This is a genomic window from Bradyrhizobium pachyrhizi, from assembly GCF_001189245.1.
GTDB lineage: Bacteria > Pseudomonadota > Alphaproteobacteria > Rhizobiales > Xanthobacteraceae > Bradyrhizobium > Bradyrhizobium pachyrhizi.
Window position 1 is genome coordinate 64,778 of record NZ_LFIQ01000057.1, and the last position, 12,235, is coordinate 77,012.

Here is a 12,235-nt window from a genome sequence, read left to right on the forward strand (position 1 = left end):
CGGAGCAGCGCCACCGGCAGCAGCCGCAGCCGCGGCCTTCTGCTCTTCGGCGTAGCCGGACGGCGGCACGATGGTGACCAGGGTCGCGTCCTCGCGGGTCAGCGACTTCACGCCCTTCGGCAACTTGACGTCGGAGAGATGCAGCGAATAGCTGATCTCGAGGCTGCCCACGTCGGCTTCGATATATTGCGGGATGTTGTCGACCGCGCATTCGAGCTCGAGGGTGTGGGTGACGATGTTCACGGTGCCGCCGCGCTTGACGCCAGGCGAGGTTTCGCCGTTCACGATGTGCAGCGGCACGCTGACGCGGATGGTGGCGCCTTCGCCAAGCCGCATGAAGTCGACATGGAGCGGGAAGTCCTTCACCGGGTCGAGGTGGTAGTCGCGCGGAATCACGCGATGCTTCTTGCCCTCGAGATCGATGTCGAACAGCGTGGTGAGGAACCGGCCCGCCAGGATGCGCTGGCGCAGTTCACGATCGTCGACCGAGATGGTCACCGGGGGCTGGTTGTCTCCGTAGATCACTCCGGGAACTCTCCCGGCGCGACGCTCTGCCCGGGCGGCCCCCTTGCCGCTCTTCGGACGCACGGTCGCCTTCAATTCCTTGACGGTCGCCATAACGTTAAGTCCTTGTATTTAAAAAGTTAAAGGCCGCAGCGCGGCCCATGCTCAGGTCCACAGCAAGCCTCCAGGGGTGCGGGGGCCGCGGACGTGGCGGGCTTTTAGCCCCAAAGGGCCGAAATGACAAGGAAATGAAGGAAATTTTCTTGCTTCACCCTCCCCTGGAGGGGGAGGGTCGGACCGCATGCAGCGAAGCGGAATGCGGGTCGGGGTGGGGTGATCTCTCAACACGGGCACCGTTCAGGTGGACGGACCTTCACCCCACCCCGGCTCACATTTCGCTGCGCTCCATATGAGCCGGCCCTCCCCCTCCAGGGAGGGTGGAAGATCAGCCGGCCGTACCGCCGAGCTTGGCTTCCAGCGCCGCGATCCTCGCCTTCAGCGCCTCGTTCTCCTCGCGCGCCAGGCGGGCCATGTCCTTGACCGCGTCGAATTCCTCGCGCTTGACCACGTCGAGGTCGCGCAGGATCCGTTCCGCCTGGTTGCGCATGACCGTGTCGACCTCGCGCTTGACGCCTTGGGCGGCGCCGGCGGCATCGTTCATCAGACGGCCGATCTCATCGAAAAACCGGTTGCTGGTCTGGGTCATCTCGCAAAACTCTCCGCGTTCCTGCCTCGCGCCAAAGACAATGGCGATCTCAGCCATCCGGTTCAAGTCCGCCGCGAATGGCAGGCCTCCCGAGGCTTGCCTTGTCATGCTCCGGTTTCCTTGCAATCGTATGAACTCACAACAGAAATCGCACACATAACGCGAGCAGAAACGCCATGATCGACCAGACCGTCGAGATCCCGACCAAGGACGGCAAGACCACCACCTTCATCACCCATCCCGAGCGCGGCGGCCCCTTCCCCGTCGTCATCTTCTACATGGACGCGCCGGCGATCCGCGAGGAGTTGCGCGACATGGCGCGCCGGCTCGGCACGTCAGGTTATTATGTGATGCTGCCCAACATGTATTACCGCGCCGGCGTGATGGAGCTCGGCCCGATCAATCCCGATCCGGAATCGCCCGAACGCAAGCGCATGTTCGAGCTGATGCACTCGCTCAACATTCCGCTGGTCATGGAGGACACCAAAGGCCTGCTCGCCTATGCCGAGACGCAGAAGGCGGCCAACACCACGATCATCGGCACCGTCGGCTATTGCATGAGCGGCCGCTATGCGGTGAACGCGGCGACGCATTTCGGCGATCGCGTCAAGGCCGCCGCCTCGGTCTACGGCACGCATCTGGCGACCGACCAGCCCGACAGTCCGCATCTTGCCGCGCAAAAGACAAAGGCCGAACTCTATTTCGCCTGCGCCGAGACCGATATCTACGCGCCCCAGGACATCATCGAGCAGGTGAAGGCCGGCATGAAGGGATCGAACAACGAGGTCGAGATCTATCCCGGCACACATCACGGCTTTGCGTTCCCCAAGCGTCCGGTCTATGACCGCGACGCCGCCGAACGCCATTGGGAGCGGCTACTCGCGCTTTACCGGCGCAACCTCGTGAGCTGAGTCTCAAGACGAACGATGCCGTTCCTGCTGATCGACTTTCCGGTGTTCAATCCCGTAGCGCTCTCGCTCGGGCCGATCGTGATCCGCTGGTATGCGCTGGCCTATATCGTCGGCATCGTGCTGGGCTGGATCTACGCCCGCTCGCTGATCAAGAAGGAGCGGCTGTGGGGCGGCCCGGCGCCGATCACGCTGCCGCAGCTCGACGATTTCATCCTCTGGGTCACCATCGGCATCATCGTCGGCGGCCGCACCGGCTACGTGCTGTTCTACAATTTGCCCTTCTTCATCGCGCATCCGGGTGAAATCCTGGAATTGTGGAAGGGCGGCATGTCGTTCCACGGCGGCTTCCTCGGCTGCGTCGCAGCGGTGATGCTGTTTGCCCGCCGCAACAACATCCCGATCCTGTCGCTCGGCGACATCACCACCGCGGTCGCGCCGATCGGGCTGTTCCTCGGCCGGCTCGCCAATTTCATCAACAGCGAATTGTGGGGCCGTCACGCCGATCCGGACCTGCCCTGGGCCATGATCTTCCCCAATGGCGGGCCGCTGCCGCGGCATCCGAGCCAGCTCTACGAGGCCGGGCTCGAGGGCATCGTGCTGTTTGCAGCGCTGGCGATCATGATCCGGATGGGCGCGCTGAAGCGTCCCGGCCTGATCCTCGGCAGCTTCATCACGATCTACGGCGTTGCCCGAATCATCGGCGAGCACTTCAGGGAGCCCGACCCGCAACTCGGATTCCTGTGGGGCGGACTAACCATGGGCATGCTGCTGTCGGTGCCAATGATCATTGTGGGCGTTATCATCATCACGGCCGCCGTTCGCCGCCGGGCGAACGGCCCGGCGCCGAGTTCAACCTGAACAAGTTCAATCCAAAGCAAGTGCAATCCAAGGAAGGCCGTGAACGAACCCTCCCCGCTGCTGGATGAGATCAGGAAGCTGATCAAGCTGTCCGGGCCGATGCCGGTCTGGCGCTACATGGAATTGTGCCTGATGCATCCGCGGTACGGCTACTATTTGTCGCGCGATCCGCTCGGCCGCGAGGGCGATTTCACCACGGCGCCCGAGGTCAGCCAGATGTTCGGCGAGCTGCTCGGGCTGTGGAGCGCCTCGATCTGGCGCGCGATCGGCTCGCCGGCGACGCTTCGCCTGATCGAGCTCGGCCCGGGCCGCGGCACCATGATGTCCGACGCGCTGCGTGCGCTACGCGTGCTGCCGCCGCTCTACCAGTCGCTCAGCATCCACCTCGTCGAGGTCAACCCGGTGCTGCGCGAGAAGCAGTACGCCACGCTGGCGGGCGTGCGCAACGTCACCTGGCACGACAGCATCGACGACGTGCCCGAGGGACCGGCGGTGATCCTCGCCAACGAATATTTCGACGTGCTGCCGATCCACCAGATGGTCCGGCGCGAGACCGGCTGGCACGAGCGGACGGTCGGGATGGATGCCAATGGCAATCTGTATTTCGCTCCCGCGCCCGAGCCTGTGCCGCATTTCGAGGTGCTGCTGCCGCCGCTGGTGCGCGCCGCGCCGCTCGGCGCGGTGTTCGAATGGCGGCCCGACAACGAGATCATGAAGCTCGCTACGCGGCTGCGCGACCAGGACGGCGCCGCGCTGATCATCGATTACGGCCATCTGCGCAGCGACGCCGGCGACACTTTCCAGGCGATCGCACGCCACAGCTTCGCCGACCCGCTGAAGAACCCGGGACAGGCCGATGTGACCGCACATGTCGATTTCCAGGCCATGGCGCGGGCCGCCGAGGATGTCGGCGCGCTCGTCCACGGACCGGTGACGCAGGGCGACTTCCTCAAGCGTCTCGGCGTCGAGGCCCGTGCGGCCGGGCTGATGGCGAAAGCAAGCCCCGAGGTCTCCGCCGACGTTGCCGGTGCGCTGAAGCGGCTGACCGATTCCGGACGCGGCGGGATGGGCTCGATGTTCAAGGTCATGGCCATCTCCGACCCACGCCTCACCTCGATCGCCGGATTGAGCGATCAGCCTGACGAGACCGAACAATGACATTGGGATCACCGCTGCTGTCGGCCATTCCGGGCCTGCGCCATGCCTTCTTCTCGCGTGAAGGCGGCGTGTCGGAGGGCATCTATGCCGCCCTCAATGGCGGGCTCGGCTCGCGCGACGATCCGGCCAAGGTCGCGGAGAACCGGCGGCGGATGGCGGCGCAGCTCGGCGTGCCGCTCGATCACCTCGTCAGCGTGCACCAGATTCACTCGCCTGACGTCGTGGCCGTGACCGGTCCATGGAATGGCGGCGCGCGCCCGAAGGCGGACGCGCTCGTCACCCGCACCGAAGGCCTTGCGATATCGGTCACGACGGCCGACTGCGGCCCGATCCTGTTCGTCGATCCCAATGCGCGCGTGATCGGCGCGGCGCATGCCGGCTGGAAGGGCGCGCTGACCGGCGTGCTGGAATCGACCATCGACGCGATGGAGAAGCTCGGTGCGGAGCGCGGCGGCATCGTCGCCGCCATCGGCCCGCTGATCCGCAAGGAGTCCTACGAGGTCGGCAACGAATTCGTCGAACGCTTCATCGAGGCCGATGCGGAGAACGGCATGTTCTTCATGCCCGCCGAACGCGACGGACACGCGATGTTCGATCTTGCCGGCTTCATCCGCATGCGGCTGGAAAATGCCGGCGTGCTGATGATCGACGATCTCGGCATAGACACCTATTCCGACGAGCGCTGCTTCAGCTACCGCCGCTCCGTGCACCGCAAGGAAGCCGATTACGGCCGGCTCGTTCACGCCATCGCACTGGAAGGCTGACGCCGGGCATCCAGAGCGTTTTCCCGCGAAGTGGATACCGGTTCGCGGTGAGGGAAACGCGTCAGAATAAAATCGGGCGATTCTTGTGCGACAAGCGTCTTGACTCTCCACCTGCTGGAGACCGGACAAGCGGCGCATGACACAACGCACCTACAGCATCGGCGAGGCGGCGCGGCTCAGCGGAATTTCCGTCCGCAAGCTCCGCTTCTATTCGGACCAGGGGTTGCTGCCGCCGGCCGGCCGCACCGCGAGCGGCTATCGCGTCTTCACCGACGACGAACTGGTTCGCCTCGACCTGATCCGCTGCCTGCGCGATGCGGGCCTCGGTCTCGACGCCATCCGCGAGGTCCTGACCAAGCAACTCTCGCTGGTCGAGGCGCTGCAGCTTCGCCTCGAGACGCTGGAAGCGGAGATCGCGGCACAGCGCCGCGTCGCCTCGGCCCTGCGGGCTGCGTTGCGTTCACCGCAACTCACCGAAGCAGATTTGAGGAGATTCCTGACCATGACGCAGCTGTCCCGCGCCGAGCGCCGCAACGTCGTCGAACGCTTTTTCGAGAAGGTGTCCGACGGCATCAACATCGACCGGAAATGGATCCGGCAGATGATCGAGACCAGCGTGCCCGAATTGCCGGACGAGCCGACGCCGGAGCAGTGCGATGCCTGGATCGAGCTTTCGGAGATGCTCAACGACCCTTCCCTCGTCGCCAACATCCGCGCCAACGCGGAGGACGTCTGGAATCACCACGTGCTGGATCTCGCCGCCTGGCAGGCGGCCAACCAAACCGTGCTGGCGAGAGCCAGGGAGATCATCGCGCGCGACCTCGGCCCGACGTCGGAGGCCGGCCAGGCGCTGGCGCGCGACTGGCTGGAAACATCGGCGCGATTGCTGAAGCGAAAACCTGATCTGGAATTCCGTAACTGGATCCGCGGCAAATATGCCCTGCACGACGCCCGTGCGGCGCGCTATTGGGAGCTCGTCGCCATCATGCGCGGGCAATCGCCGGACGCGAGCCCGAACCGCGAATGGGCCTGGATCACTGCAGCCATGCGGCACCATCTCTCTGACTGAGCAGGGAAATCCGAAACCTCGCGGCGCGCCGCCCGGATCGGTTAAGTGCTGTGGCCGTCCTGCCCTAGACGTTAAGCCGTTTTAACGATATCGCAGGACGCAATGAGGGAAGCGTCGAACCGCCAGTTTCAAACTGGGACAGCCGTGCGTGCCGCGATCGCATGCTCGTGGCTTGCGATCGCGTGCGCGCTTGGCGGCTGCGCGGCCGGCGGCAACGTGGCAGACTCCTATGCCATGGCCACGCCGGCAAGCAGCGGCGCAACCGTTGCGTTCGAATCGATCGATGGCCCTCCTCCCCAGGTGTTCGACCGCATGGTCGGCGTGCTCGACAGCGAGTCCAAGCTGCGCAGCCTGTCGATCGTGTCGCGCCAGGGCGCGGCCGCCTATCGCGTGCGCAGCTATCTGTCGGCACAGGTGGTGCGCGGCCGCACCATGATCGCGTGGGTGTGGGACGTCTACGACAGCAACCAGCAACGCGCGCTGCGGCTCTCCGGCGAGGAGCCCGCCGGCAAGGCCGGCCGCGACGCCTGGGCCGCCGCCGACGACCTGGTGCTGCGCAAGATCGCCCAGGCCGGCCTCAGCGGCCTGTCCGGCATGATCAATGGCGGCGCGGCGGACAGCCCCGCGACCGCCCCGGCACCGGACCTCCGCGGGCCCACGGTGGCAAGTGCCCCGGCCCCCGTCGCGCCCGAGACCGTGGCGCTCGGCTATTCCGCCGACTAAACCCCGTTATCGCCCGGGGAAATGCGTTTTTTGCCCAGGAAAACGGCGGCCAAAGCCGGCTAATGGGTTGCCATCGGATGCGCCTGCCTGATATTCCCTCGCGCACCGAAAACCCGCCGGTTCTGTAAGGACTTGAGATGCTGAACGTCGTATCCAGCAAGGCGCGGGGGGAAGCATCGATGTCGGCAAAGAACGGATCAATCAAACTCGTCGCCGGCAACTCTAATCCTGCGCTGGCGCAGGACATCGCCAAGGGACTTGGCATCGAATTGACCAAGGCCGTGGTCCGGCGCTTCGCCGACATGGAGATCTTCGTCGAGATCCAGGAGAACGTCCGCGGCTCGGACATGTTCATCCTGCAGTCGACGTCGTTTCCGGCCAACGACAATCTGATGGAACTGTTGATCATCACCGACGCGCTGCGCCGTTCATCGGCGCGCCGCATCACCGCGGTGGTGCCCTATTTCGGCTACGCCAGGCAGGATCGCAGGTCCGGCTCGCGTACGCCGATCTCGGCCAAGCTCGTCGCCAACCTGATCTCGCATGCCGGCGTCGACCGCGTCATGACGCTCGACCTGCATGCCGGCCAGATCCAGGGCTTCTTCGACATCCCGACCGACAACCTGTTCGCGGCACCCCTGATGGTGCGCGACATCAAAGAGAAATTCGACCTCGCCAAGGTGATGGTGGTATCGCCCGACGTCGGCGGCGTGGCGCGTGCCCGCGGCCTCGCCAAGCGCATCAACACGCCGCTTGCGATCGTCGACAAGCGCCGCGAGCGCCCCGGCGAGTCCGAGGTGATGAACGTGATCGGCGACGTCGCCGGCTATAACTGCATCCTGGTCGACGACATCGTCGATTCCGGCGGCACGCTGGTGAATGCGGCCGAGGCGCTGATCGCGCACGGCGCCAAGGAAGTCTCGGCCTATATCACCCACGGCGTGCTGTCCGGCGGCGCCGCCGCGCGCATCGCCTCGTCGCGGCTGAAGGAACTGGTCATCACCGACTCGATCCTGCCGACCGAAGCCGTCAACAAGGCGCCGAACATCCGCCAGATCTCGATCGCCGGCCTGATCGCCGAAGCGATCGGCCGCACCGCGGCGGAAGAGTCGGTTTCCAGCCTGTTCGATTAAATCGATATTTGCTGGCGTCCCTGCGAAAGCAGGGACCCATACCCACAGGCCTTGTTATTGCGAAGGCTGTGGCTCCGGCGTTGTCAATCAATTCGCATTGGTGGTTATGGGTCCCGGCTCAAGGCCGGGACGACACCGAATATGCTGCAGCCACCCCGCTAAAACCCCGGCCGTGGCACGTGGCTCATCAGCGTCCGCGCATAGCCGCCATCGACGATGATCTCCTCACCATTGACGTATGACGAGCGATCGCTGGCCAGGAACAGAGTCGCGTTCGCCATGTCCTGCGATGCGCCGATCCGGCGCATCGGCACCACGGCGGTGCGCCGCTCGGTGACCCCAGGCGTGTCGTAGAAAGCCTGGCTCATCGGCGTCACGACAAGGCCGGGGCTCACCACATTGCTGCGGATGCCATGCGGTCCCCATTCGGCTGCGAGTTGCTGCGAGAGCATCACGACGCCAGCCTTGCTGACGCTGTAGGCGCCGCTCTGCCCCTGCGCATTGCTGGCGGCGATCGAGGCGACGTGGATAAGGCTGCCGCGTCCAGCCTTGCGCATCTGGCGGCCGAACGCCTGGGCGCAGATGAAATAGCCGGTGAGATTGACCGCCAGCACCGCATTCCATTCCGCGAGCGGCAGCGTGTCGAGCCCGCCCGGGCGCAGCACCGCCGCTGTGTTGACGAGGATGTCGCAAGCGCCGAGCCTGCGCGCGACGGCATCGGCGGCTGCCGCGACATTGTCCTCGCTGGTCGTATCGCAGGTCGCGACGAGATGACCGTCGCCGAATTCGCGAAGCTCTGCCTTGGTCTCCGCAAGGGAGCGCTCGTCGCGATCGAGTGCGGCGACCCTGGCGCCGGACCGCGCGAAACTGACCGCGGTGGCGCGGCCGATACCGCCGCCTCCGCCGGTGACGACGGCAACGCGGCCTGACAGGCCGAGCCAGTCGGAGGAATGTTGTTCGGTCATGGGGTGCCTCCCGCGCGTTTTGGTTTTATGCCGCAAGCATAACCGAACGCGCCGCAGGCGAGAGCGATCCCGGCACGCATGCCGGAATCGCTTTTCCGCCGATGCTAGCCCGGGATTCCCGCCGCGACCTGGCCGCGCAGACGCTCGAGGCTGAGCAGCGTGTTGGCGCAGGCTTCCGCAACCTCGGTCCCCTTGATGACGAAGTGCTTGCGGAAGAACTCGTAATGCACCTCCGTCTCGTGGAATTGCTGCGGCGTCAGCACCGCCGAGAACACCGGCACCTCGGTGCGCAATTGCACATCCATCAGCGCCTTGATCACGGTGTCGGCGACGAATTCGTGGCGGTAGATGCCGCCATCGACAACGAGCCCGGCCGCGACGATCGCGGTGTAGCGGCGGGTCTTCGCCAACAGCTGCGCATGCAGCGGGATCTCGAACGAGCCCGGCACCTCGAACACGTCGACATTGGTGATGTGCCTCGCCTCGATCTCCTTCAGGAAGGAGATGCGGCACTCTTCCACCACCTCGCGGTGCCAGGACGACTGCACAAAGGCAACGCGCTGCGGCTTTGCGAAGTGCGGATGCTCCGGCGTCGGCGGAACGGCCGGCGTATCGGGAGCGCTTTCTGCTTGGGAGGTTTGGATTTGAGAAGCTTGAACGTCTTGGTCTTGCAACATCTGATTCATGGCTTTCCTCTTTCAGGACCAGAATCAGGGCACACGGACAACGACACGAGCCCACGCGAAAATCGCGTTGGCCGCCGCAACCGTTCTCTTTCATCCGGACTGTAACCGTCGGCTTCGGAATTGCACCGAATCTGCTGACCCTTCCGCCGGCTTCGCGAAGGAAGGCGCTCGCGGGCTTGGGCTCATCACCCTTACCGCCGGTGGGGATTTTCACCCCGCCCTGAGAACTCGGCACGCCCGGAATGGACGTACCTGAGGCGAAATATGACCAAAGCGCGACAGCCGGGCAAGGCCTTTGGCATGGGGAAACGGCATGTCCCCATGAGCGCGTTGCGGCTCTGCGAGGTTGATGTGAGCGCCCGGAGGCTGATTCACAGGCGCGGCGAAGCGCCGGCAAATGGTTAACAAAGCGTTACGCGAACGCTTAGATTCCGATTTGTTCTCAAAATCACAGATGTGGCGGAGATCAGCTGTGGACGATGCGCGCTTTGGCTGTGGACGGACTCGGCGTGCGGTTGCGCGGATTCCGCAAATCACATCACTTCATCGGCGTCAGGTCCAGGGGCATCCGGAAGCCCGGTCAAGGAACTGCACTCGGCCACGACGCAGTATGTCGCAAGTGCCGGCTTCCGTGTGCGTATCAAGCGATCATAAGAACAAGGTCCGAGACGGCATGTCCCTCGTCGAAAGCATTATCGATTCCCGGAACAACCCGCTTGCGGTGGTCGAAGATATCGCCACCGACAACAACTGGGCGTTCGAGCGTTCCGGCGAAGACGAGGTGACGATCGTCTCCAAGGGAGACTGGATCGACTATCAGCTCTCGTTCACCTGGATGGGCGAGATCGAGGCGCTGCATCTCGCCTGCGCCTTCGACATGAAGATGCCGCAGGCGCGCCGCGCCGAGGTGCAGCGGCTGGTCGCCGCGATCAACGAACAATTGTGGGTCGGCCATTTCGATCTGTGGACCCACACCGGCATGGTGATGCATCGTCAGGCGCTGGTGCTGCCCGGCGGTCTCACCGCCTCCACCGCGCAGTGCGAGGCCATGGTGGTCAACGCGATCCACGCCTGCGAGCGCTACTACCCGGCGTTCCAGTTCGTGGTGTGGGCCGGCAAGTCGACCGCCGAGGCGATGGCCGCGGCGATGTTCGACACCGAGGGCGAGGCGTAAGGGTTTCGTTTCGGTCCATCCCCGCCCTCAGCGTCGTCCCTGCGAAAGCAGGGACCCATACTCCGCGGCCCCAGTGGTTGAGCAAACTGCTTGTGGCTCGCTTCTCGCTTCACTAGAACCGCTTGTGGTTATGGGTCCCTGCTTTCGCAGGGACGACACAGAGTTTGCGGAGCCACCTGTGAGCACATCCAGCAGCGCATTGACGAATACTTCCGGCACCATCGCGCTCGCGGGCGCGGGCAAGATGGGCGGCGCCATGCTGACCGGCTGGCTCGCGCAGGGCCTTGCCCCCGAGCGCGTCGCGGTGATCGATCCGCATCTCTCGCCGGAAATCTCCGCGCTTGCCGCAAAGGGCGTGCGACTCAATCCGCAAGCCAAGGATCTCGGCACGGTCGACACGCTAGTCGTCGCGGTGAAGCCGCAATCGTTCCGCGATGCCGGCGCCGCGCTGAAATCCTTCGTCGGTCCCTCGACGCTCGTCGTCTCGATCATGGCCGGCACGACCATGTCAGCGCTGGAAGAGGTTGTCGGCGGCGCGGTGGTGCGCGCGATGCCGAACACGCCGGCGGCGATCGGCCGCGGCATCACGGTCGCGGTGCCGTCGAAGCGCGTCACCGCCGCGCAGCGCGCGATGACCGATGCGCTGCTGAAAGCGACCGGGCTCGTCGAATGGGTCGATGATGAGAGCCTGATGGACGCGGTGACGGCGGTCTCCGGCTCCGGTCCGGCCTATGTGTTCCTGCTCGCCGAGGAGCTGGCCCGCGCCGGCGTTGCGGCCGGCCTGCCCGAGCAGCTCGCGACCACGCTGGCGCGGGCGACCGTCGCCGGCTCCGGCGAATTGCTGCATCGCTCGGATCTGCCGTCGGCAACCCTGCGGCAGAACGTCACCTCGCCCGGCGGCACCACCGCTGCCGCGCTCGAGGTGCTGATGGCGAATGACGGCATGCAGCCGCTGATGACCCGCGCGATCGCCGCTGCGACAAGGCGCTCAAGGGAATTGGCGAAATAGCGCATGCACACTCATTGCCGGGCTTGACCCGGCAATCCATCGAACAAGGACGCTTTCTTCCTTGATGGATGCGCGGGTCAGGCCCGCGCATGACGAGTTCGCCGGACCAACGACACAGGCCGCCTACTGCGCCGAACCCGACGTCCCGGCCAGGCGCTTGTTGAAGCTTTCGACATTGATCAGACCGCGGGCGTGGCGGCCTTCGCCGAGCTTGCGCGTGCCCTCAAAGGCCTCGACCTCGAAGCGGATCACGCGGCGCTCGACCGCGATCACTTTTGAGGTCGTCCGCACGGTGGCGCCGACCAGCGCGGCGGCGAGATGGCGGATATCGACCTCGGTCCCGACCGTGACCCAGCCGGGCTGCAGTGCGGCGCGGATGGCATCGCCCGACGCTATCTCCATTTCGAGGATCATCATCGGCGTCGCATAGACCATCGGCATGCCGGGCACGAAATGCCCGACGGTGCGCTCCGGCGGCACCACGAGCATGCGCTCGGCGCTCATGCCGATCCTGATGAAGTCGCGTGCGTCCATTGGCGCCTTGCTCGTCATTCCGGGGCACGCGAAGCGTGAAC

The 12,235-nt window shown here is 65.1% G+C and carries 14 protein-coding genes and 1 riboswitch; of the genes, 9 read left to right on the forward strand and 5 right to left on the reverse strand.

The genetic code is table 11. The features are described 5' to 3' along the window. Together AKL29_RS11075 and AKL29_RS11080 are read right to left on the reverse strand one after the other, a co-directional pair. On the reverse strand, window positions 1-618 hold a 618-nt coding region (locus AKL29_RS11075), incomplete at its 3' end, for a 50S ribosomal protein L25/general stress protein Ctc (protein ID WP_244481932.1). A 331-nt stretch (window positions 619-949) separates the two neighbouring features. Continuing rightward, window positions 950-1,210, reverse strand: coding sequence for an accessory factor UbiK family protein (locus AKL29_RS11080; RefSeq protein WP_050384261.1), 261 nt, complete (start codon window positions 1,208-1,210; stop codon window positions 950-952). Window positions 1,211-1,386: 176 nt separating this feature from the next. On the opposite strand from AKL29_RS11080, the gene AKL29_RS11085 reads away from it, so the two are divergent. The 7 genes from AKL29_RS11085 (at window position 1,387) to AKL29_RS11115 (ending at window position 7,826) form a co-directional block, all read left to right on the forward strand. Beyond that, window positions 1,387-2,121 carry a dienelactone hydrolase family protein gene (locus tag AKL29_RS11085; protein ID WP_050384186.1) on the forward strand — a complete coding sequence of 245 codons (735 nt, stop codon included), beginning with the start codon at window positions 1,387-1,389 and terminating at the stop codon, window positions 2,119-2,121. A 15-nt stretch (window positions 2,122-2,136) separates the two neighbouring features. After that, complete coding sequence (lgt, locus tag AKL29_RS11090; RefSeq protein ID WP_028333097.1) at window positions 2,137-2,979, forward strand: prolipoprotein diacylglyceryl transferase; 843 nt, start codon at window positions 2,137-2,139, stop codon at window positions 2,977-2,979. A 99-nt stretch (window positions 2,980-3,078) separates the two neighbouring features. Next, window positions 3,079-4,137: a class I SAM-dependent methyltransferase gene (locus AKL29_RS11095; RefSeq protein WP_050384262.1), complete on the forward strand. Its 1,059-nt coding sequence runs from the start codon at window positions 3,079-3,081 to the stop codon at window positions 4,135-4,137. Then, window positions 4,134-4,901: a peptidoglycan editing factor PgeF gene (gene pgeF / locus AKL29_RS11100; protein ID WP_028333095.1), complete on the forward strand. Its 768-nt coding sequence runs from the start codon at window positions 4,134-4,136 to the stop codon at window positions 4,899-4,901. Before AKL29_RS11095 ends, pgeF begins: the two co-directional genes overlap by 4 nt. 136 nt (window positions 4,902-5,037) lie before the next feature. Continuing rightward, complete coding sequence (locus AKL29_RS11105) at window positions 5,038-5,970, forward strand: MerR family transcriptional regulator (protein WP_050384187.1); 933 nt, start codon at window positions 5,038-5,040, stop codon at window positions 5,968-5,970. A 102-nt stretch (window positions 5,971-6,072) separates the two neighbouring features. Continuing rightward, window positions 6,073-6,693 carry a hypothetical protein gene (locus AKL29_RS11110; protein WP_050384188.1) on the forward strand — a complete coding sequence of 207 codons (621 nt, stop codon included), beginning with the start codon at window positions 6,073-6,075 and terminating at the stop codon, window positions 6,691-6,693. A gap of 179 nt (window positions 6,694-6,872) precedes the next feature. Beyond that, window positions 6,873-7,826 (forward strand): ribose-phosphate pyrophosphokinase, encoded by a 954-nt coding sequence (locus tag AKL29_RS11115; RefSeq protein ID WP_028344316.1) that lies wholly within the window; start codon window positions 6,873-6,875, stop codon window positions 7,824-7,826. A 158-nt stretch (window positions 7,827-7,984) separates the two neighbouring features. Here the strand turns inward: AKL29_RS11115 and AKL29_RS11120 are convergent, their stop codons facing one another. Then, window positions 7,985-8,791, reverse strand: coding sequence for an SDR family NAD(P)-dependent oxidoreductase (locus AKL29_RS11120; protein ID WP_050384189.1), 807 nt, complete (start codon window positions 8,789-8,791; stop codon window positions 7,985-7,987). Between the two features lie 104 nt (window positions 8,792-8,895). Then, window positions 8,896-9,477 carry a 6,7-dimethyl-8-ribityllumazine synthase gene (locus tag AKL29_RS11125; protein ID WP_050384190.1) on the reverse strand — a complete coding sequence of 194 codons (582 nt, stop codon included), beginning with the start codon at window positions 9,475-9,477 and terminating at the stop codon, window positions 8,896-8,898. Window positions 9,478-9,555: 78 nt separating this feature from the next. After that, window positions 9,556-9,709, reverse strand: a riboswitch (FMN riboswitch). A gap of 441 nt (window positions 9,710-10,150) precedes the next feature. Here AKL29_RS11125 and AKL29_RS11130 point away from each other — a divergent pair. Further along, on the forward strand, window positions 10,151-10,651 hold the full coding sequence (locus AKL29_RS11130; protein WP_028333089.1) for a type III secretion system chaperone family protein: 501 nt from the start codon (window positions 10,151-10,153) through the stop codon (window positions 10,649-10,651). Between the two features lie 130 nt (window positions 10,652-10,781). Next, the gene (gene proC, locus AKL29_RS11135; RefSeq protein WP_050384191.1) at window positions 10,782-11,660 is read left to right on the forward strand and encodes a pyrroline-5-carboxylate reductase; all 879 of its coding nucleotides are present in this window, start codon (window positions 10,782-10,784) and stop codon (window positions 11,658-11,660) included. Between the two features lie 123 nt (window positions 11,661-11,783). On the opposite strand, the gene AKL29_RS11140 is transcribed toward proC, so the two are convergent. Continuing rightward, window positions 11,784-12,194, reverse strand: a complete 411-nt coding sequence (locus tag AKL29_RS11140; protein WP_050384263.1) for a thioesterase family protein — start codon at window positions 12,192-12,194, stop codon at window positions 11,784-11,786. Window positions 12,195-12,235: the final 41 nt, after the last annotated feature.

Excerpts from the sequence above, each read along its gene's own strand:
- AKL29_RS11120 (WP_050384189.1), bottom strand. The coding sequence starts at position 8,791 with ATGACCGAACAACATTCCTCCGACTGGCTCGGCCTGTCAGGCCGCGTT.
- AKL29_RS11080 (WP_050384261.1), bottom strand. The coding sequence starts at position 1,210 with ATGACCCAGACCAGCAACCGGTTTTTCGATGAGATCGGCCGTCTGATG.
- AKL29_RS11105 (WP_050384187.1), top strand. The coding sequence starts at position 5,038 with ATGACACAACGCACCTACAGCATCGGCGAGGCGGCGCGGCTCAGCGGA.
- AKL29_RS11085 (WP_050384186.1), top strand. The coding sequence starts at position 1,387 with ATGATCGACCAGACCGTCGAGATCCCGACCAAGGACGGCAAGACCACC.
- AKL29_RS11110 (WP_050384188.1), top strand. The coding sequence starts at position 6,073 with ATGAGGGAAGCGTCGAACCGCCAGTTTCAAACTGGGACAGCCGTGCGT.
- AKL29_RS11130 (WP_028333089.1), top strand. The coding sequence starts at position 10,151 with ATGTCCCTCGTCGAAAGCATTATCGATTCCCGGAACAACCCGCTTGCG.
- AKL29_RS11115 (WP_028344316.1), top strand. The coding sequence starts at position 6,873 with ATGTCGGCAAAGAACGGATCAATCAAACTCGTCGCCGGCAACTCTAAT.
- lgt (WP_028333097.1), top strand. The coding sequence starts at position 2,137 with ATGCCGTTCCTGCTGATCGACTTTCCGGTGTTCAATCCCGTAGCGCTC.
- AKL29_RS11140 (WP_050384263.1), bottom strand. The coding sequence starts at position 12,194 with ATGGACGCACGCGACTTCATCAGGATCGGCATGAGCGCCGAGCGCATG.
- AKL29_RS11095 (WP_050384262.1), top strand. The coding sequence starts at position 3,079 with ATGCCGGTCTGGCGCTACATGGAATTGTGCCTGATGCATCCGCGGTAC.
- proC (WP_050384191.1), top strand. The coding sequence starts at position 10,782 with ATGGGTCCCTGCTTTCGCAGGGACGACACAGAGTTTGCGGAGCCACCT.
- AKL29_RS11125 (WP_050384190.1), bottom strand. The coding sequence starts at position 9,477 with ATGAATCAGATGTTGCAAGACCAAGACGTTCAAGCTTCTCAAATCCAA.
- pgeF (WP_028333095.1), top strand. The coding sequence starts at position 4,134 with ATGACATTGGGATCACCGCTGCTGTCGGCCATTCCGGGCCTGCGCCAT.